21 protein-coding genes and 3 pseudogenes are annotated in these 19,953 nt (G+C 47.1%); 10 read left to right on the top strand and 14 right to left on the bottom strand.

Annotation, left to right across the window (positions count from 1 at the left end):
• The first annotated feature begins 90 nt into the window (after nucleotides 1–90).
• Nucleotides 91–1,863: a terminase ATPase subunit family protein gene (locus AB8W27_RS04745; protein ID WP_015742211.1), complete on the top strand. Its 1,773-nt coding sequence runs from the start codon at nucleotides 91–93 to the stop codon at nucleotides 1,861–1,863.
• On the top strand, nucleotides 1,860–2,879 hold the full coding sequence (locus AB8W27_RS04740; protein WP_041923852.1) for a phage portal protein: 1,020 nt from the start codon (nucleotides 1,860–1,862) through the stop codon (nucleotides 2,877–2,879). Before AB8W27_RS04745 ends, AB8W27_RS04740 begins: the two co-directional genes overlap by 4 nt.
• Before the next feature lie 47 nt (nucleotides 2,880–2,926).
• Here the strand turns inward: AB8W27_RS04740 and AB8W27_RS04735 are convergent, their stop codons facing one another.
• The 12 genes and pseudogenes from AB8W27_RS04735 to AB8W27_RS04680 form a co-directional block, all read right to left on the bottom strand.
• Nucleotides 2,927–3,493, bottom strand: a complete 567-nt coding sequence (locus AB8W27_RS04735; protein WP_015742213.1) for a hypothetical protein — start codon at nucleotides 3,491–3,493, stop codon at nucleotides 2,927–2,929.
• Nucleotides 3,486–4,925, bottom strand: coding sequence for an AAA family ATPase (locus AB8W27_RS04730; protein ID WP_282913959.1), 1,440 nt, complete (start codon nucleotides 4,923–4,925; stop codon nucleotides 3,486–3,488). Before AB8W27_RS04730 ends, AB8W27_RS04735 begins: the two co-directional genes overlap by 8 nt.
• A 297-nt stretch (nucleotides 4,926–5,222) precedes the next feature.
• Complete coding sequence (locus AB8W27_RS04725) at nucleotides 5,223–5,486, bottom strand: hypothetical protein (protein WP_015742215.1); 264 nt, start codon at nucleotides 5,484–5,486, stop codon at nucleotides 5,223–5,225.
• Nucleotides 5,487–5,693: 207 nt separating this feature from the next.
• Entirely contained in the window at nucleotides 5,694–5,885 is a 192-nt protein-coding gene (locus tag AB8W27_RS04720; protein ID WP_015742216.1) for a hypothetical protein, read from the bottom strand.
• Between the two features lie 152 nt (nucleotides 5,886–6,037).
• Nucleotides 6,038–8,134: pseudogene (locus tag AB8W27_RS04715) on the bottom strand (replication endonuclease).
• A 146-nt stretch (nucleotides 8,135–8,280) separates the two neighbouring features.
• The gene (locus AB8W27_RS04710; RefSeq protein WP_015742218.1) at nucleotides 8,281–9,291 is read right to left on the bottom strand and encodes a phosphoadenosine phosphosulfate reductase family protein; all 1,011 of its coding nucleotides are present in this window, start codon (nucleotides 9,289–9,291) and stop codon (nucleotides 8,281–8,283) included.
• A complete protein-coding gene (locus AB8W27_RS04705; RefSeq protein WP_015742219.1) occupies nucleotides 9,288–9,512 on the bottom strand; it encodes a TraR/DksA family transcriptional regulator in 225 nt (74 codons plus the stop codon). Before AB8W27_RS04705 ends, AB8W27_RS04710 begins: the two co-directional genes overlap by 4 nt.
• Nucleotides 9,512–9,736, bottom strand: coding sequence for a DUF2732 family protein (locus AB8W27_RS04700; protein ID WP_369833008.1), 225 nt, complete (start codon nucleotides 9,734–9,736; stop codon nucleotides 9,512–9,514). The genes AB8W27_RS04705 and AB8W27_RS04700 overlap by 1 nt, the downstream gene beginning before the upstream one ends.
• A gap of 79 nt (nucleotides 9,737–9,815) precedes the next feature.
• Entirely contained in the window at nucleotides 9,816–10,190 is a 375-nt protein-coding gene (locus AB8W27_RS04695) for a hypothetical protein (protein ID WP_041923853.1), read from the bottom strand.
• A complete protein-coding gene (locus AB8W27_RS04690) occupies nucleotides 10,187–10,378 on the bottom strand; it encodes a phage filamentation protein Fil family protein (RefSeq protein ID WP_015742222.1) in 192 nt (63 codons plus the stop codon). Before AB8W27_RS04690 ends, AB8W27_RS04695 begins: the two co-directional genes overlap by 4 nt.
• 8 nt (nucleotides 10,379–10,386) lie before the next feature.
• A complete protein-coding gene (locus AB8W27_RS04685) occupies nucleotides 10,387–10,896 on the bottom strand; it encodes a phage regulatory CII family protein (RefSeq protein WP_015742223.1) in 510 nt (169 codons plus the stop codon).
• A gap of 35 nt (nucleotides 10,897–10,931) precedes the next feature.
• Nucleotides 10,932–11,171 (bottom strand): Rha family transcriptional regulator, encoded by a 240-nt coding sequence (locus AB8W27_RS04680; protein WP_071601023.1) that lies wholly within the window; start codon nucleotides 11,169–11,171, stop codon nucleotides 10,932–10,934.
• Nucleotides 11,172–11,287: 116 nt separating this feature from the next.
• On the opposite strand from AB8W27_RS04680, the gene AB8W27_RS04675 reads away from it, so the two are divergent.
• The 6 genes and pseudogenes from AB8W27_RS04675 (at nucleotide 11,288) to AB8W27_RS04650 (ending at nucleotide 16,838) form a co-directional block, all read left to right on the top strand.
• On the top strand, nucleotides 11,288–11,911 hold the full coding sequence (locus tag AB8W27_RS04675) for a phage repressor protein CI (protein ID WP_041923854.1): 624 nt from the start codon (nucleotides 11,288–11,290) through the stop codon (nucleotides 11,909–11,911).
• A 1-nt stretch (nucleotide 11,912) separates the two neighbouring features.
• Complete coding sequence (locus AB8W27_RS04670; RefSeq protein WP_015742225.1) at nucleotides 11,913–12,932, top strand: site-specific integrase; 1,020 nt, start codon at nucleotides 11,913–11,915, stop codon at nucleotides 12,930–12,932.
• Nucleotides 12,933–12,946: 14 nt separating this feature from the next.
• Entirely contained in the window at nucleotides 12,947–13,603 is a 657-nt protein-coding gene (locus tag AB8W27_RS04665) for a hypothetical protein (RefSeq protein WP_015742226.1), read from the top strand.
• Between the two features lie 344 nt (nucleotides 13,604–13,947).
• Nucleotides 13,948–14,971 (top strand): annotated as a pseudogene (locus AB8W27_RS04660) (tyrosine-type recombinase/integrase).
• A gap of 31 nt (nucleotides 14,972–15,002) precedes the next feature.
• Nucleotides 15,003–16,211, top strand: a complete 1,209-nt coding sequence (locus AB8W27_RS04655) for an AAA family ATPase (protein WP_282913960.1) — start codon at nucleotides 15,003–15,005, stop codon at nucleotides 16,209–16,211.
• Between the two features lie 129 nt (nucleotides 16,212–16,340).
• The gene (locus AB8W27_RS04650) at nucleotides 16,341–16,838 is read left to right on the top strand and encodes a DUF4435 domain-containing protein (RefSeq protein WP_015742231.1); all 498 of its coding nucleotides are present in this window, start codon (nucleotides 16,341–16,343) and stop codon (nucleotides 16,836–16,838) included.
• Nucleotides 16,839–17,544: 706 nt separating this feature from the next.
• Here the strand turns inward: AB8W27_RS04650 and AB8W27_RS04645 are convergent.
• A pseudogene (locus tag AB8W27_RS04645) lies at nucleotides 17,545–17,694 on the bottom strand (phage polarity suppression protein); the annotation flags it as partial.
• Nucleotides 17,695–17,884: 190 nt separating this feature from the next.
• On the opposite strand from AB8W27_RS04645, the gene AB8W27_RS04640 reads away from it, so the two are divergent.
• Nucleotides 17,885–18,259 carry a hypothetical protein gene (locus AB8W27_RS04640; RefSeq protein WP_015742233.1) on the top strand — a complete coding sequence of 125 codons (375 nt, stop codon included), beginning with the start codon at nucleotides 17,885–17,887 and terminating at the stop codon, nucleotides 18,257–18,259.
• Between the two features lie 301 nt (nucleotides 18,260–18,560).
• Complete coding sequence (locus tag AB8W27_RS04635; RefSeq protein WP_282913961.1) at nucleotides 18,561–19,196, top strand: hypothetical protein; 636 nt, start codon at nucleotides 18,561–18,563, stop codon at nucleotides 19,194–19,196.
• 83 nt (nucleotides 19,197–19,279) lie between these two features.
• Here the strand turns inward: AB8W27_RS04635 and AB8W27_RS04630 are convergent, their stop codons facing one another.
• Nucleotides 19,280–19,669: a thioesterase family protein gene (locus AB8W27_RS04630; protein ID WP_015742235.1), complete on the bottom strand. Its 390-nt coding sequence runs from the start codon at nucleotides 19,667–19,669 to the stop codon at nucleotides 19,280–19,282.
• Between the last annotated feature and the right edge of the window lie 284 nt (nucleotides 19,670–19,953).

Below are 19,953 nucleotides of genomic sequence, written 5' to 3'. Positions count from 1 at the left end.
GGATGGATAAGCCTCCACACAACAGCGCCTTAGCGAATCGCCGGGCGCGCTTAAGTAGCCTTGCCGTGTACCACTTACGGCGAGGCTTTCATGACCATCACCACCGACACCACGCTTTTAAACGACCCGCGACGACAGGCGGCGCTGCTCTACTGGCAGGGCTTTTCCGTGCCGCAAATCGCGGAGATGCTTAAGACCAAACGCCCCACCGTGCAGAGCTGGAAGCAGCGCGACGGATGGGATGCGACGGCACCCATTCAGCGCGTCGAAAACACGCTTGAGGCGCGGCTGATTCAGCTTTATGCAAAGCCCGAGCTGACCGCGCACGACTTTAAAGTCGCGGATTTTCTCTCGCGTCAGATGGAGCGCCTCGCCAGGGTGAACCGCTACGGCCAGACCGGCAACGAGGCGGATTTAAATCCCAACGTGGCGAACCGCAATAAAGGTGACCGCCGCAGGCCGAAAAAGAATTTCTTCAGCGAGGAGGCGATTGAGAAACTCAGGGAGATTTTTTTCGAGGAGTCTTTCGACTATCAGCTGCGCTGGCACAGGGCCGGGTTAGAGCACCGCATCCGCGACATTCTTAAATCGCGCCAGATTGGCGCCACGTTCTACTTTTCCCGCGAGGCGCTGCTGCGCGCGCTGGAAACCGGCCATAACCAGATATTTTTATCCGCCTCCAAAACGCAGGCGTATGTGTTTCGCGAATACATCATCCAGTTTGCGCGCCGGGTGGATGTTGAGCTGTCAGGCGATCCGATTGTCATCGGCAACAACGGCGCAAAGCTGATTTTTCTCGGCACCAACTCCAACACCGCGCAGAGCCATAACGGCGACCTGTATGTCGATGAGATTTTCTGGATACCGAATTTCCAGCGGCTGCGTAAAGTCGCCTCGGGCATGGCGTCGCAGAAGCACCTGCGCTCGACCTATTTCTCGACGCCCTCCACTCTCGGGCATGGCGCGTTTCCTTTCTGGTCTGGTGAGCTGTTCAACAAGGGCCGCACCTCAGCAGCCGAGCGCGTGGATATTGATATCAGCCACGCGGCGCTCGCCGGCGGCATGCTGTGCGGGGATGGTCAGTGGCGCCAGATTGTCACCATCGAGGACGCGCTCGCCGGCGGCTGCGACCTGTTCGATCTTGACGCGCTGAAGCGTGAAAACAGCGCCGAGGATTTCCGCAATCTCTTCATGTGTGAGTTCGTCGACGATAAAGCGTCGGTGTTTCCGTTCGAGGAGCTGCAACGCTGCATGGTCGACAGCCTGGAGGAATGGGAAGACTTCTCGCCCTTCGCGGCGCGCCCGTTCGGCTCGCGCCCGGTGTGGATTGGCTACGACCCGTCGCATACCGGCGACTCCGCCGGCTGCGTGGTGCTGGCGCCGCCGGTTGTCTCGGGCGGCAAGTTCCGCATTCTGGAGCGCCACCAGTGGAAAGGTATGGACTTCGCCACCCAGGCGCAGGCCATCCGCGAGCTCACTGAAAAATATCAGGTCGAGTACATCGGTATCGATGCAACCGGCATCGGCCAGGGCGTGTTTCAGCTTGTGCGCGCCTTCTGGCCTGCCGCGCGCGAAATCCGTTACAGCCCGGAAGTCAAAACCGCAATGGTGCTTAAGGCAAAAGACACCATCAGCCGCGGCTGTCTGGAGTACGACGCCGGCGCCACGGATATCACGCAGTCCTTTATGGCTATCCGCAAGACCATGACCAGCAGCGGGCGCAGCGCCACCTATGAGGCGAGCCGCAGCGAGGAAGCGAGTCACGCGGATGTTGCGTGGGCCACCATGCACGCCCTGTTAAACGAGCCGCTGACCGCCGGGAGCGGCCAGGCATCATCCTCAATTCTGGAGTTTTACCGATGAGTAAACGTAAAAACCGCCAGCGCGATAACCGCGCGGCCACGACCACCGCCGGCACGCAAAAGATGGAGGCTTTCACGTTTGGCGAGCCGACGCCGGTACTCGACCGCCGCGATATTCTCGATTATGTCGAGTGCATCAGTAACGGCAAATGGTATGAGCCGCCCGTCAGCTTCGCCGGCCTGGCAAAAAGCCTGCGCGCCGCCGTGCATCACAGCTCGCCGATTTATGTGAAGCGCAATATTCTGGCAAGCACGTTTATTCCGCACCCGCTGTTATCACAGCAGGATTTCAGCCGCTTCGTGCTGGATTTTCTGGTGTTCGGTAACGCCTTTCTTGAGGCGCGAAAAAGCGTGACCGGCAAGGTTATCAGGCTGGATGCCTCGCCGGCCAAATACACGCGGCGCGGCGTGGAGGAGGATGTTTACTGGTGGGTGCCGGGCTTTTCTCAGCCGCAGCAGTTTGAGCCGGGCTCAGTGTTTCACCTGCTGGAGCCGGATATCAACCAGGAGCTTTATGGGATGCCGGAATATCTCAGCGCGCTTAACTCGGCATGGCTGAATGAATCCGCGACACTGTTCCGTCGCAAGTATTACCAGAACGGCGCGCACGCGGGGTACATCATGTACGTGACCGACGCAGCGCAGAGCAGCACCGACGTAGAGGCGATGCGTGATGCGATGCGCAGCTCGAAAGGGCTCGGCAACTTTAAGAATCTGTTTTTCTACGCGCCGAACGGCAAACCCGACGGGATTAAAATCGTGCCGTTAAGCGAGGTCGCCACCAAAGACGACTTTTTTAATATTAAAAAGGTGAGCGCGTCCGACATGCTCGATGCCCACCGCATCCCGTTTCAGCTCATGGGCGGCAAGCCGGAAAACGTCGGCAGCCTGGGCGATATCGAGAAGGTGGCAAAGGTGTTTGTGCGCAACGAGTTGACACCGCTTCAGCAGCGCTTTAAAGAATTAAATGATTGGCTAGGAATAAAGATAATTGATTTCATAAACTACAGCATATAGAAACACGCCCCTAACATGCACTTAGGGGCTAATTAAACTGGATAAAATCACAAATTATGAACAACCTCACAGACTTTTGTTAATGATAGCCTGTTCTCATTTTCAATTGTAAAAATGGGGAACCCATTTTGCGTATCAGGATCCGGCAACGGATTTCTTACTGTGCATCTCTTATAAGGCTGTCTTCTTCGAGATAACTTACTTATAACACCCACATATCCGACCTTTTTTGTTAAATGACCATGAAGCCTCAATACAGAATAAAACCATTGACACAAATGGATACCAGTTATTACTTGCTTAACTGCTCCCGTTGCGGCATATGACTTTAAGTCAATAACAACAAAATAATCAACATCTTTATAAGTTGTAACAAAAACACCGTCACAAACGGAACAAATCCCCTCTAACGATGAGGGTTTAAGAAATTTCCAGACTGGCTTTGGAACGCTTGGGGAGTCCAAAGAAAAACCATAGATCCCACTACCATTTACTAATAATTTCTTATTGGCAGCCCCGGGATTTTCTTCAACAACAGCCCAGCATTCCTGTTCTCTTTTCAATTGAAAAGCTGGTTCAATACAGCCTTGCATAACATTCACAATACTATTCATAATTATCGGCACCCTCATCCATAGAGCGACCATCCACTAAGGAATAATAAATCTCGTCATTATCATAATTAATTGAATTAATCACCTCATCGAAGGTAATTGCATTAATACCCTCATTCGTTTTTTTCATTTCACTCACGGAATTATTATCAAAAACGTAAGCAGCAACGCACTCAGGGTTTAATATTGACTCTATACTAATCCCTTGTTTTTTCATTAGAGCATCTCTTTCTGAAACAAGCTCATCAGGAACGGAGTGAAGCATCATCAAACTGTTGATTTCCTTGACAAAGTAATCACTGTGAGTACTTACAACAATACGCAACCCTGAATTTACAAGTTTTGCAAGGAATCGTGCGATAACGCGCTGATTTGAAGGGTGTAAGTTCAATTCAGGTTCGTCAATCATCAATATATCCCCTTTCTTGGCTTGATGCTCCAGGTAAAACCAAAGCCCAAAAAGACTTTTCACAGTAGATGATGATAAGTGCAATTCAATTTTTCTCGCTGTTTTATTTCCTTTTTTATAAGTTGAAAAATAAATTTGCCCTTCAGTATCAACCGAATATTTACCAGAAATTATTCTCTTGAGCTCTTCAGCCAGATTATGAAACTCACCATTTTTATTCTTTCTATTGACCTTGATCTCATTAAGCCAATCAATATAATTCGCAATAGGGGCAGAGTATTTAGACTTCATAACATCATTCAAGAGAGAGTTTAAATCAAATTGTTCTTTAGAAGCATGATGCAATAAAGCCGTCCTCCTTGAGCTTAACTCATTAAAAAACAAATGAAGGCCATTCCTTTCCGCTGGAATTAAAAATGCAGGGTTTTCATCATATTCTATTTTCAACAACTGACTTAATACCCTGTTGATAAATGACTCTAACCTAGGAAAACCAGAGTCCAGTAAAGTCATTTGTAACATATCGCTATGACTTTTTTTGGTAATCAGCATTATTTCTTTTTTCCCAGTCCCCAAAATGAGACTGATCTCTACTTTTTTTTCTAGCACATTCGCTTTCAAAGCGTTTTCATCTATAACCCAATCAAAAGCTGAATCGGCAAATATATCTTTATCGCTTGTATTAAAAACATTCTCAAGCATCTTTGAAGATGTTTTATTGAACTCCTTTTTTATTGCAGCAAAATTATCTTCAATCCATTCAATTACATTAAACTCAAAATTACCAACTTCAACCAATTGTTTTGCAAAATTTGCAACTTGTGGCAACTTCAAGAAAGGAGATGGCATATTCAAAAAACCATATAGGCTATACATAACCCATGTTTTACCTGTATTGTTCTTACCGCACAACAGAGTCAATGGCTTGGCATCAATTTCACCTCGTGAAATGCATCCTATGTTTTTAAAAGAAAATGTCCAAGATGCTAACTTTTTAACAATTGGAGTTTTAATGTTTTCCACTGAACGTCCTTAACTGATTACATTTTTAAAGATCAAACCTTGAAGATCCAGGAAAGTCAATCTCATAGAAAGCGCGCAATGCTATCCCCGCCTCGCCTGCCCGCTTCCTGGGGTGGTTTTAATGCAACTGCATCAACGGTCGCGAGCCGTGCCAGCGCTGGCGTGATGCTGCTTAGGGGTTGTACAGTAACGCATGCAATCCCATGCATCTTATACATGCATGGCTTTTTTATGATTTTGTGACGCCAATAATAAAAAAGCCCATCAATGATGGGCCTGAAAAAATACCGTTAGTGATCACTGCAATTCGAGCTGGAAATCGTCATTAAAATGACCGAAAGGTGGCTCTGTCCGGGTGCGGTCTGTTAAATAAGTGCAACCCTGGCTTAGTGATACCGGCCACGGTATTTCAAACATAAACACACCGTCACAAGTTCGCCCCAGCCAGTACCCACCGCCGCACTCTGTGGGGCGCTGGAAAAAGGCCAGACCGCCGGGAACATAGCGCGGGAGGGCTTCGCCCCGGTAAACGACCTGATAGTCATCGTCTTTTTTACCCATTGCCTAACGCCTCGCTTTGCTCGTTATTCAACGCCGAAGCCGGCAGGAAATTTCCTTGCCGGCTTCGGCGTTCACTCAGTGCATCCAGCTGTCGTATGACCAAACTATGCCAGAATGCCCATCACGCGCTTTTATCTTTGACCGGACTAAACTCGCTTAACTCAAAATCGTTAGCGCTGTTTTTACAAATGCATTTCCGTTTCCTCGTTACCGCGAAGAGTCATCTATGGAGCAGGAATAATCATGGTTGCGGATTTTTGCCATCAGTTCATCGGTAAGCTCAGAAACCCACTGAATAGCGAGCCGCTTTTCTTCATCGTTGCAGTCGCTGGCAGCTACCAGTTTCATAAAAAAATCAATACGCTGAAGTTTTACCGACTCCCAGAAACACTCTTGCATTTTCCCTCCTGACATCAACTACCGAACAAAATACTGTATATAAATACAGCATATAACACTCAGGATGTTGTAAACCTTTTTCCGGTTTCAAGAGGATGATTCTGATGTAATTTTTAAGCGCAACTATCGCAAATCATGAGTTAGCCCATGCATTAGCCAACCGCTCTGATAGCGTTAAACTTCACTAAAACCCGCTCCGCTCTCGCCTTATATTGGGCCTCACTAAGTACAGGCTTTGGCCCTCGCGCAGCAAATATTTCTCCAGAGCCCGATCCCCTGCACCATTTCCCGTTAATACACATCTTCGCCCCGCTCATAAGCGACAGGGCTTACCCACGGCTAAGAGTTTCACCGGTTAAAAGCTGGATCTCGTCTATTGTCCTGACGATGCCAGCCACGTTTCTTTCGGTGGCATGGTTAAAGGTTCGCCGTTTCACCGCTTTCCTTTCTCTCAACCGGTCAGTCAGTTGACGGCGTTCGCGGCGGGTCAATGGCCGGGTGAGATCAACCGGCGGCCTTTCTGCAGGATCTGGCCCTGCCTCCGGCGTACAGTTATTGACAGAACTCCGAGAGGGCGCAAAAGCGCCCTTAACTTCAAAACCTTCGGCCTGCGGCCGTTTAGCAACAATCTTCCACTGCTTGAGCCGCGTAATAATGGGCGTGCAGTTGCCGACTTCCTTGTCATAAACCCCACGAATGCGCACACACTCCTCGCCGTATTCGTTAACCGCATCGGTGCTTTCGTACCAGGTGCGCACCTGAAGCTCATCACGGCGCACAAACGGGCCGCCCTGGGCGTTAACGTAGCCTGCCCAGTCGCCCGCATCAGCGGCATCATGCACAAGCGCAAACTCCACACTGAGCCCTTTCGCCGTTTCAGCGTCGGCCATCCGGCGCAGTTCGCGATAAACTGTCACCGGCGCACCGCCCACAAACTGAAACTGACGGATGCGCCAGCGGGCCGCCCAGGCCGATACGGCCGGCGCGGTTTCCCTGAGCATTTCGCCGCTCTCGTCGTCGCGCTCATCATCAAGCGCGTAACCGTCGATATTTTTGCTGATGTATTTCGCCACGTAGCCGGTGGCGCTGCCCTTGTCCGGGTCGATAGCTTCAGCGTGAAAGCGGGCCTTGCGAGCCTTCTCGCTTTTAAGCTCGTGATGGTCTTCTTCACGGGCATATCGCGTAATCACGGCGCGCACGCGGACGACATCCTCCGGCAGCATAAACATCAGCATATGCCAGTGTGGCGTGGCGTCGTGGTGCGGCTCGGCGACGCGAATACCGAATATGCGAATATCGTCACGGTGCAGCTTCGCGCGAATGCGCGCCCACAGCCCCGTTAAATAGCGCTGTGTGTCAGCCGGGCTGGCGCCGTTCCATCTGCTGTTACGGTAGCCGGCCTTTGTGGTGGCGTGGAATTTAGACGGGGCGGTCAGCGTGTAAAACTCGCCAACATAGCCGAGCTCGTTACAGATATTTTCGAAGCCGCGGATGCGGGTCATTAGCTCGCAACGGCGGATCGCCGGGTTGGCGACGCTACCGTCGTATTTTTCGATAAGGCTGATGCGGTTGCCTTCTTCATCTTCCAGCTCCATCCCCTTGAGAAATTCGCGGGTGCGGCGTTTCTGTTCGCGCCAGTCACTCACACAGCTTTTGCTGGCATACGCGCTGTGCTTTTTGCTGACGTTCCCGAGCGCGATGTGCAGATGCTCGCGCCATTCTGCGGCGACGCGGCGCAGGCGGCCTGTCCACCATTTCTCGGTCGCCATGCGCAGCACTGCCGGCCCAACATCTTCGGCGGTCACATATTTTGTGGTGATTTTTTCCCACAGGGGCGGAGCGTTTTTAAAGTGGCGGGTGATACGCGCGGCGCACATATACGAGGCGTGCAGCGCCTTTAACTCGCTGCCCTCCTGGATTTCAACGGTGCCTAATTCAGCAACGATAAAATTGGCGATATCGCCGGCAAGCAAATCGATATCGGCTTTCGACATATCAGCCAGGCGGTTATAACGCGCGGTCATGTTCACAAGCCGCGTTGTCAGGTAACGGGCTGACACATCATCATCCCGGCCATCAAAAACTGGCAGGGCCACATCTGGCGAAATAGCCTCAATACGATATTTCGCCGCAACCAGTTCAAGGCGTGGTAATGCCCTCCGGGTGAAATTCACCAGAAAGGCATTAGCTCGCTGAACATCATGCTCACGCTCCAGCTCGTCGGCGCGACGGCGCACGCCGTAACGCACCAGGTCAGGCTGTTTTTCCAGCTCGTTACGCGCATGCAGCAGCGCCGCAATCATCCGATCGCGGCGGCGCTCCTGTTCATAGGTCAGATACGGGCTGGCGATGGCCTCGTGTGGCGCATTGAATGCATAGGCATAAACAGCATCGGTCATTCACATACGCCCGCATAGATACTGCTGCAAACAGACAGGTCGTTTGTTGCAGCCAGTAAATCAAACTGTGCGCCACCCCGGCTTGTCATGGCCCAGTCGCGATAACTTTCGATGCCATAGGCGCCGACAGTCACTACCTCGATTCGTTTTTCCGCCCGGCGTGGGTCATGTGTGGAAGGGAAAAAGGTTGAGTTTCCGCGGCGCGAACAGGCAGCAACCAGGCGTTCCCACTCTGCGACGCGTTTTATTTCTTCTGGCCAGCGGCTGAAAATCTCCGCCAGTTCGGATTTGCGGGCGTGGATACAGGGCATGCATCCGACTCGGCTGCACCCCTGCTGATACAACGGGTTCGGTTTGATTCCGTGGCGTTTGGCAATAGCGAAAACGTCTTCGTGTAGCCATTTTAAAATTGGCCGGTATACGTGCAGCCCTGGAGTGTTATCGGCGTCTTCCTCCCATTCCGGCAATAACGCGCGTGCGGGGGATTCCTGAGCCCTGACTCCCTGCCAGCTGATAACCTCAGTGTACTCTTCGAGCGCAGGAACAATAACCTGCGCCCTGACAGGCTCATGCTTAAGGTCGAAGGTGCAGAAACGAGCCTTTGTTGAAGGGAAGCGTCCTTTCAGCATGCAGAGATCCAGAAACGGATTCCCGGTTGGGTGCAGTATCTCAAGAGCCTGTGCCACACGTTCGGCCGCCTCATCAGCCGACATACCGCACTCTTCAACCAGAGTAACGGGCCAGCGGGTGGCGATGAACTGGCGTTTACCCGCAATCTGACGGGTGAAATCAGCCCTGACGCGCTTTACTGGACCTAACTTCTGCTCCAGATACTCCAGGTATTCCATGGTCTGTGGATGCTCATGCCCGGTATCTGCAAATACATTGAGATAAGCCACACCGGCTTCAATAGCGCGCAGCCACTGCGCCAGGCTGTCTTTTCCTCCTGATACAGAGATAATGTTGATGGTGTCCTTCATTGAACAGCGTGGATCAATGTTGTTCATACAGCCCCCTTATAATGCAGGCTTTTAAGCTCCTTAATTTCCTGGCAGGTCACACAAAGCTCAACACCCGGTAATGCGGCGCGGCGCGCTTCAGGGATAGGCCCGTTGCATGATTCGCAGAGAAAACGAGAAGGCGCAGCCTGCCGGCTGCGCGCTTTGTGGATATGGCGCTCGCGTTCTTCCTCGACGCGCTGCTGTACAAGGTCCATTACATCGGCCATCAGTGCAGCTCCTGCGCTTCGTTGACAATCCTCACCGCCTCATCGCGCAGCAGCTCGGCGGCCTCGGTACTGGACAACCGACCATTTGCAATGTGATCGGCCAGGTTATCGAGGCGGGAGGCCATCACATCAGCGCGACCGCGACGCTCATCGAGACGCGGCTGGGCCAACATCGAAACAATTCCGGCATCGTCCGGACCAATTTGGGTTTTACGTGTCTGCATATTACGCATATTGCTTTCTCCTGATTTTGGGCAAAAAAATGCCCGGCGGGTTTACGCCATTAATTTCTTTACGGGTTATTTACTCGGGTAAAACAGCTTCATGCAGCGAGAAACGGCGCGGCAGGATATCGCCCCATCGCGTTATTTCATTCATCGCCCTGATAAGCATTAAACGGCGAGGCTGGTCGAAATACTCAAACGGTTTTCCAACTTCATCGCTTTTGAATGTTCCCGGCTCCATGCGGTTAGCCAGCGTCATCACGACAAACTTAAAGTTGTCGTCAAGCTTATTGAAATTACGCAGCGCACCGTTTTGCGTCGCCTTTAACTGATGATGAAACCGCGCAAAACATTCCACACCGGTCATTTTCTCCGGTCGGGTTTCTTCACAACGGGCATTATTAAACGGCTTCGCACCGGGCTTAATTGGTGCTGATATGGTGTTTTGGTTCATACCGACTCCAGAAAAAGTTTTATCCGACTCACCAGTGAAGGTTTAGCGCTGTTGCGCAGGCCGTTTAATAATGCCGACTGATCGCGGCTCGGGTGCCAGCGCTGACCTTTTTTACCGACTATCCAGCCATGTCCGTAATGCATGGACGGGCTTTGTTTTTTTAACAGTGAAGCAAAAGAGGGCTCCATGCTTCACCTCACATCAGGCCAAACGTAGCGCCAATGCCGCTAACGGTATCAACAGCGCTTGCAACCGCCGGACTGCCTTGGATGCGATGCTGGACTGCGAGAGCCGCCAGGAATAAGCAGCGAATCCCCGTGTTGACATTCGTTACCAGCGAGCTTTTGCGACATTGGGTCATGTGCTCGGAAGAAATGGCCCCTGCTGCTAACTGCCCCACCTCTGCTGTTGCTTTCATGACATATACGGGCAGCTTTTCAGTTGCCAGCTCGTTAACCGGCACGCAAGGCATGCAATGCATTTGCGCGAGAAAACCGTCAACCAATGTCGAGTCTTCCGTGATATCGGTCAGCAACATAATTTCTTTCGCCGTCAACTCATGCGGCTGCTCAGGGTTGAGCTTATTAGTTAGCGTCTGCGGTTTTATACCGGCCTTTTTTGCCAGGCTGGTAACGTTATGGCGTGCAGCAAAAGCGCGACATGCTTCGTCATAATGCGGATGTATGGAAACGCGAAAATCAAACATGCTGTAAATCCTTTTATGTCTCAAAATGGGACCAGTTACCCAACAACAATTCTGAAGTTAGAGTGACCTAAGGATTCGCGTACCTGATCTGCCTTATAAGCAAGATAACGAATACGCACATGATCTTTATTTTTTATCTTTGGAACTATGTACTTAGCCAGTTTTCCATGATGGATTTTTTGATACACCGAGCCACGGGAGATACCTTCCCATTCTGCGAACTCGGCAGGCGTCGCAAACTCTTTAAGTACACAAATTGATATATCAGTGCTCATAAGGCAGTATCTCTAAGTTTTGTTCCGTTTTATCTCGTTTTATAAAGTTAAGGTTTGTTTTTCAAACCTTGAGTGGATACTAAGATCGCGTTTTGTAAACGTCAAGGGTTTTGATTATGAGATTTATCAAAGTTGGCAACGACAGCGGTGGCCGGGATGCGATTAACCGGCTTATCAAAGCTTATAATTTCAGCTCCCGACAGCAGCTTTGTGACCATCTGTCGGTGTCTAAAAGCACTATGGCAAACAGATACTTAAGGGATAGTTTTCCTGCGGAATGGGTGATTCAATGCGCCCTTGAGACAGGAGTCTCGCTGCTTTGGTTAGCGACTGGGCAAGGAGATAAATCAGACAAAAAACCAAGTACTGATTATGTGAACTCGGCTGATATCAGAAACCTTTCTGAGGTGGTTGCTCCTGAAATTGACAAGGTTAAGTTGCATGGTGGAGCTTTGGTTGAGGATGGCAAGGTCATTCTGGATAGCAGCCTAATTCCAAAAGATATTATCGATCCGCTGCTGGTTAGTGCCGAAGATAGTTTTTACTTAATTGACCATAGCGTAACGCCGCCGGTTAATGGTCTGTGGCTCGTTGATATCGACGGTATCAAGAGCATTGCTAAACTCACTCGCCTGCCTGGTAACCGTTTAGTTGTTACTCAGGGAGAATCTTCATTTGAATGCTCACTGGATGAAATCGATGTCATGGGCCGAGCGGTCAGGATGATTAAGAGCATTTGAGATGACTGTAAGAAAGCAATCTAACGGGAAATGGTTGTGCGAATGCTATCCGAACGGACGCGAAGGTAAGCGCGTCCGTAAGCAGTTCGCGACAAAAGGCGAAGCCATAGCGTTTGAGAACTTCACTATGGATGAAGTGAATAAAAAACCATGGTTGGGAGAGAAAGAAGATCGCCGTCGTCTATCTGAAGTTATTGAACAATGGCATTCGCTGTACGGGCAGACACTTGCAGACCCTAAGCGCCTGATGGCTAAACTAAGCATCATATGTAACGGCCTCGGCAATCCGATAGCGTCAGAGTTGACCGCTGGCGACTTTACTAAATACCGGGAAGCGCGGCTTAAAGGGGAAGTAAGAAGCGAGGATGGGACGTTAATGTCGCCCGTAAAACCTCGGACGGTAAACCTTGAGCAACGCAACCTATCTTCTGTTTTTGGCACACTGAAAAAGCTCGGCCACTGGTCAGCGCCTAACCCGCTCGCCGGCTTACCAACATTCAAGATCGCAGAGGGTGAGCTGGCGTTTCTTACACCGGAAGAAATCAAACGCCTGCTGGATGCCTGTGCGGAGTCTCAAAGCCCATGCCTGTTGATGATCGCAAAGATATGCCTGGCCACTGGTGCGCGATGGAGTGAAGCCGAAAACCTTCAGGGCCATCAGTTATCAAAATACCGCATTACTTACACCAAGACGAAGGGCAAGAAAAACCGAACTGTGCCTATATCTCAAGATCTGTATGACGAACTTCCCAAAAACCGAGGGAAGTTATTCACGCCATGCAGAAAAGCCTTTGAGCGTGCGGTGAAGCGTGCTGGTATCGACTTACCTGAAGGCCAGTGCACACATGTTCTGCGCCATACGTTCGCCAGTCATTTTATGATGAACGGCGGAAACATCCTTGTTCTTAAAGAAATTTTAGGGCATGCCGATATAAAAATGACAATGATTTACGCTCATTTTTCTCCAGATCACTTGGAGGATGCTGTGACAAAAAACCCTCTTTACAGCTTAATTAAATAAGGGAAAAGTATACAATGGATCTGAACATAAATGAGATAATTAAGTATTCTGTTGCGATAATTACCCCAATCATCCAAATATTCGCAGTGAGATCCGGGTGGGTATTCCCAAAGGATAAAATCTTTAACTCACGTAAAAACATAAGTGAGTTTTCTTATACCCTTTACAAAAATACAGACGCCCCTGATTTTAAAAAATTCGCTTATGCTTATGGCATTGCAGCAATAACGAAAGACAAAAACCTAACGCCAGAACAAAGAGAAATCCTTTTAGGAGTTAATGATCCAGTTAATGACATTGATAACTATAGCAAATGCCAAAGACTTATTTCTATTCACAGTGAAAAGCAGATATTTAAATGGGCAAAAAAAATATATCGTTTTTGGTTATACAGAAAACTGGTGCAATTAATATGTTTAATCTTTTATTTTATTGGGGGGTTTATAACTTCCTTACCTTTGGTATACGAAGGTTTTGTTACTCAACATATAGTAGATAAAATACATAAACTAACCGATATGCAAAGATTAGGGATGTCTTGCTACTTTCTAGCACTTGGGATTTGTGTAGCATTGATGAGTCTTCACAAGCTATCAACAATTGCTATTGCTGAAAAAACTATCAAATCGAATCGCTGTAAACCCACAGATTTCAGCTCAAGATCCAGATGATGTGGCGACAATGTGGCGGCAGAGCATTAAAATCCTATAAAGCAGACAAACACCAGATAACACTAATGCTATGTTTTTAAACACAAATACCTGTTTTCATTATGATAAAAATGGTATGTAGGAATTTCGGACGCGGGTTCAACTCCCGCCAGCTCCACCAAAATTCTTGGTTGATGGTCACCAGAGCCAGTCAACGAAGTCCTAAGAGCCCGCACGGCGCAAGCCCTGCGGGCTTTTTTGTGTCTATTGTTAGCTGCGTGTACCCGGCTAAATTTAAAGAAAAATGGGTATACGTTTAGGTACACGCGCTATTAAGCATGTATCAATTTTGGACAGCAACGGGCATGGCTCGCATCACTCGCACTTCACTAACAGCAAAAGCCTTAAAGCTAAACCCCACGATAAAGACTTCACTCCACATGCTGGGGGTGACCTGTTCTTACTCGTTAAAACATCTGGTAAAAAATTCTGGCGCTTCCGTTATCAACGTCCGGCAACAAATCAGCAGACAACGATGGGACTCGGTGCCTTCCCTCCTTTTCGCTTGCTGATGCACGCGGGTTAAGAGCGGATTACCTTGCCTTATTAGCCAACGGAATCGACCCGCAAATTTAAGCTGAAGTTGCATAGGAACAGCAGCAAAGCGCGCCATACCGGACAGTATTTTCTCGACGGTCGCCGCTAACTGGTTCCAGCTCAAAAGCAAAAGCGTTACCCTTGATTACGCAAAAGACATTTGGCGTTCACTAGAGAAAGATGTATTCCCTGCCATTGGCGAGACCCCCGTTCAGCAAATCAAAGCCCGGACACTGGTTGAAGCTCTTGAGCCAATCAAAGCTCGTGGGGCGCTTGAGACTGTTCGTCGACTGGTGCAGCGCATAAACGAGATAATGATTTATGCCGTAAACACTGGTCTGATTGAGTGGCACTGCTGACCCTTGTTCGCCCTTCTGAGGCTTCCGGTGCCCGGTGGGCAGAGATTTATCTCGATGCAAAACTCTGGACAATACCTGCAGAACGTATGAAAGCTAAGAGCGAACACATCGTACCATTATCATCTCAGGCGTTAGAAATCCTGAATGTGATGAAACCAATTAGTGCTCAGCGAGAGCATCTTTTTCCCAGCAGGAATGACCCTAAGCAAGCTATGAATAGCCAGACTGCTAATGCTGCTTTAAAACGTATTGGTTATGGTGGTAAATTAGTAGCACACGGCCTAAGGTCTATAGCCAGCACTGACTTAGATGAATCAGGATATAATGCAGACGTCATCGAAGCAGCTTTATCACATATAGTAAAAATGAAGGGCGTAGTGCTTACAATCGTTCAACTTATCTAAGTCAAAGAGTTTCCTTAATGCAGTGGTAGGGGAAACATGATAAAAAAAAGGAGAGTAAAATTGAAGATTAATAGTTTTCAAGCCGATTCAGTATATGGATATTTAAATTTTAATATTGATTTTAATGATGATCTATCTTTTTTAGTAGGTAGCAATGGCACTGGGAAAAGCACAGTAATAAAATTAATTCAGGCATTGATAACTGTTGATGTCAAGGAGTTGCTAGCAATTCCATACGAACAGATAATTCTCACATATACCAACAGAAACGAGAAATATAAAATAGTTTCAAGAAAAGATCGGCAGCACATAAGGATAGTGCATACAGATATTGAAGAAGCACTTATCATCCCTATACTCGTCAAAGAAGAATTTATTGGCAGCGATAGAGATGTTAAAGTTTTTAGTCATGCTGATAGAGATTTAGCTGCTAATGCCACACTTAGAAAAATAAAATCCATAGTCCCTCCTGTGTTTCTAGGACTAGATAGAAAAACCTTCGGCTTTGATGATTTTGATTTGGATTATGAAACAACACTTTCTCGAAGAAATGATATTTTGATGCATAAAAAAATGCTAACATCAAAGAAAAGATTAATTACTGGGAGTCTAGGGGAGGCATTATTATCTGTAGAAATGATCATTCAAGATAAATACAGAAAAATAAGAGAGTTCGAAGACAAACAAGCTATTTACCTTAGAGACAGGATTTTAAAATCGTCTTTTAAATTCAACAGTTATAATGAAATGTTCTCCAATGGGCACGCTCTTGTTTGGGAGGATAAACAAAAAATACTCAAAAGAAAAAAAGAAATCACAGAAGCAGTTAAAAAAATCGGCAGCTTAGATAAATCATTAATGATAGATATTGAGAAGTTTTTCGATAATTTGAGCGATCTATTTGAAGAATTAAAAAACAGTGATGGACTTAATATAAACTGGCTACTTAACAAAGTTCAAATTGATAGAATTTCTGACATCCTTGATGTAATTGACGAATATAATGAAAAAATAGCCAGAATGTACAGACCTATAAATAACTTCTTAAACACAATAAACTCATTCTTGATTGATTCAAGAAAAAAGGTTGAAGTGAATACTGTTGGCAGGCTTGTTGTTGCTCGCCCAGACACTGAAAAATGTGATATTGATATTTTATCTTCTGGCGAGCGTCAGTTATTGGTAATAATAGCAAATGTCATGCTTAATAAATTCACAAATATCAGCAGGGTTATTATTATCGATGAACCGGAATCTCGCTACATTTAAAATGGCAGGAAAGATTCTCAGAAACCATATTGGCAATCAATCCAGAAACACAATTTATTATGGCGACACACTCCCCTGATATCGTAGGCGACTTAAGTGATAAATGTATTCTGGTGGGAGCACAATAAAATGTTAGAACGTAGTTTGGCCGCACGCAAAGCAAAATCAGTTTTCTTTGAAGAAAGAAACACTATAGATATATATATAGAAGACACGGCAGTTGGATATAAAAAAATCCATAAATGTATCCTGAATAGAGTATTAGGGGAGAAGTATCTCATTAATGATGTTTTTCCTTTAGGTGGTAAGTCTGCAGTTATTCATTCATGGGAAAACAATGGAAACAAGCGCAACAGGCCCCAACTCCACATCATAGATGGAGACATAGATTTATTAGGCGGTATTCGAAGATGCGAAGCTGGGCTGTATACGCTACCGTACTATTGCATCGAAAACATTTTTCTCTGCGAAAATTCACTACTTAATATACTCGTTGAAGAAGACCCTGAGAGGGAGAGGGACGAACTCAGTCAATTATTCAATTTCTCTGAATGGAATCAATTAAACATCGAACCTTTAATTGAGCTTTTTATCGTATATTTCCTCACAAAAAAAATACATTCCTGAAACCCCTAACGTTCATTTTCAAATAAGTAAACTCGTTAGTAATAACTCTGGTATTGTAGACAGCCAAAAAGTTAGAGCAAGAATTACTGAACTTGAAGTTGAAATACAAAAAATTATATCTGAAAAAAATTACCTTGAAGAGAAAGCTAATATTTACGCTACTATTGATGGTGATTTCAATATTAAGAAATATATTTCAGGAAAAGACTATCTACTCCCATTAATAATTACTCGAATGAAAAGCATTGTTAATACACGCATTAGCAACCTTAACCTGAAGCATCGGGTAAGTCAGTATTGTAATACTGCTGATATAAATGATATCGAAAGATATATATTCCTTCCGTAACATCTAATCTAACAGGCCACTTATTATTTCGGTGGCCTGTTAGGCAGCATATAAAAATCAGAAAAACCAGCAAGCCATTGCTCAATACTTTTAAAATCTTCATTATGCAAACAATGCAGTTTTGATGTATTCAAATCATGAACATCATTATCATCTAATAAAAAATTTAATTCAGAGCCATGGCGCGCAATGCTATCCCCGCCCCGCCTGCCCGCTCAATGGGGTACTTTTAATGCAGGTGCATGAATGGCCTCAGGGCGCGCCAGTGCTGGCACTGGCGGGGGATTCAGTGTCGTTAAAATGCATGCATGGCTTTTTGCGGGAAAAAGGCGGGATTTTCGGGAATTGTTGCAAGGACTACTGTGCGGCCAGTTCTGCACGACGACGAGTGTAATTCAGGTTCTGTGCGGGTGTGAATTTTTCACGGTTATCATCGCGCGAAGCCGTGTCAGGCCTGAATCTCATGTCAGTTATAATGTCATGATCCTGCGCCGAATGATTAATCTCTCAGCGGTGGTCGCACCTTTAATGCCTCCCGCTGATAATCGGCCTGGCACTGCATAACACAGAACTGAATAGCAGGATGTCACCCAGGATATTTACCCTATCGCCAGCATAAAACCTCCGTCCTTAACTTGCCCCTGGTCAGCGCATCCCTCACTATCACCACTCACCACCGATCGCGCTGGGAAAACCTATGTACCTCACAGACGCTGAAATCGCCAGCAGGGTTCCTGTCTGGCATGCCCTGTCAGAGATTTTTACCGGGCGGGAATTGCAGGATTACGATTATCGATGGATGGCACAGGTGTTGAAAGCATCTGGCAAAAGTCGTGAAAAGATCCTGACCATTCTGGATGAGGAAGTTGCGCCTGCCTTACAGATCAACCTTTTGTATAACCCTGCACCGGTCATGCAGGGCTGGTCAGAAGAAGATGTAAAAGAGATGGTTCTGGCATACGTCATCAGAAAACCAACGTTGATTGAGCGCCTCGTACCAGCACTATCCTCTCAAAGCGTCGCAGGAAATACATTCAGACTGAAATTGAGAGGCTTTGTGCTGAACTGGTAAAGATAACATCAAAACGTGCTGGATAAATTACATACCCGGTTGCCATTATTACTCTATTTTCCGATGACGAATCTTTTCTGAAACTTCGCTTTCACGCTATAACTTTAAGTAAAATCCTTCAGGGTATCATCCTGATGTCGCTCATCATTTAGCCTCACACCAATAGTAGCAACAGGACGGTGTATAAATAAAATCGCCTTACCAATGCGTATTTTTTATAATTGATTGTATAAATTTCATAAAGCAGTAAAATTGCGATAATAATTTAAAAATTCATTAAATCACGCATCTGGGAATATATATGTTATGGATTGGATTTCTGGCAGGGTTTGTTTTCGCAACGTTATTATTTACCGTATTTGCATTTACATCCAGCAGTAACCGTTTAAAAAAAGGCTTCAGTAACTTTAAAACGGAGCTCCGTATCATTCTGTTTGCCAGAACCACAGTAGCGCTGGAAGTTGCCGCAAGAAACTTTCAGCTACGGCTGCAAAAAATAATTTTCTTAACCCTGACCCTCGTGCTTTGTGTAAAAGGCGGGCTCGAGTTACTTCAAACGTTCGGAGTGTTCCCCCAGGATAAAGCGAGCCTTTACTCTTTTGATGAGGCTATTTATTTTATCATCCACTTTAGCACGTTAAAGTATGTCGCCTCAGCACTGGCGATTTCATGTGGTATCCAACTCGCGTACATGCTGGTGACAGAAGGGCCTGATGAAGCGGTTGAGCCGATTATGCTGGGTGTCGCCTCAGGGATTTTGCTGATTCTGTCTGATGCCAATGCAACGGAATGGGATGCAGATCGTTCTGTTGCTGTCTTTTTACTTATAGTAAGCATCCCTGTTTTATATGCTTCTTCTCGATGGATGAATAAGAATCGTGAAGAAGAGAAAAAACAACGTCAGGAAAGACGCATCAATAACAAAAAAGAGACTTAGTTTTTTCTTATGTTCCTGCCTTACAACACGGTAAACCGGCGCACGCCGCTGTATAAGCGGCTGCGCCAGTCGGAAAGGAAAGATTAGAGTTCCTCTAACGCCTTAACCACCGCGTCGGGCATAGAAGGTCTGCCGTTAACCAGACAGGTGGCGACGAAGGTTGCTTCGGCATAGGGCGCGCCATTCACGCAGATCTGCTGAGCGAAGTTGACGCGGTTGCGTTTGACGTTTTTTTCAAGCTGGCAGGTCACTTCCACGGTGTCGCCTTTCTTCAGGCTCTGGCGAAAACGCAGGGAATACTCCAGCACCATGTACAGGCGCCCCTGCTTAAACTCTTCCTCAATATCAATCCCCAACGCTTCTTTCATAAACGCGTGGCGCGCCCATTCCATGTAAAACGGGTAGTAAAGCCCGTCCACGACGCCCTGAAAATCGATATGGCTGTCATCAACCTCATAAATTTTACTGAACATCTCTGCTCCTGATTCCGGGGCCACTGGCTCTGCCTGGTTTAACGTGTGTTTGCGAATATTGCGTTGATTCTAACGCGTAACCGCGCGTAAGGCTTCTGGCGCAGATTATTGCCGCTGTGGAGATCAGGCTGGCGTATTAAGGGTAAAGGAGAGATATCTGTCCGGTCTGTGTGCAAGGGCCGTCTTCCTGGGAGGAAATTTATGAATGGTGTGGCATTGATAGTCGCTCGACCAGGTAGCCTTCGGAGCCGTTTTGGCTCCCTGTTCATGTTCATCTGATATTT

Origin of the sequence: Cronobacter turicensis (assembly GCF_041222865.1) — a bacterium.
Taxonomy (GTDB): Bacteria; Pseudomonadota; Gammaproteobacteria; order Enterobacterales; family Enterobacteriaceae; genus Cronobacter; species Cronobacter turicensis.
The sequence above is the reverse complement of the archived record's forward strand: the minus strand, read 5'-3'. Positions and strand labels throughout refer to the sequence as shown.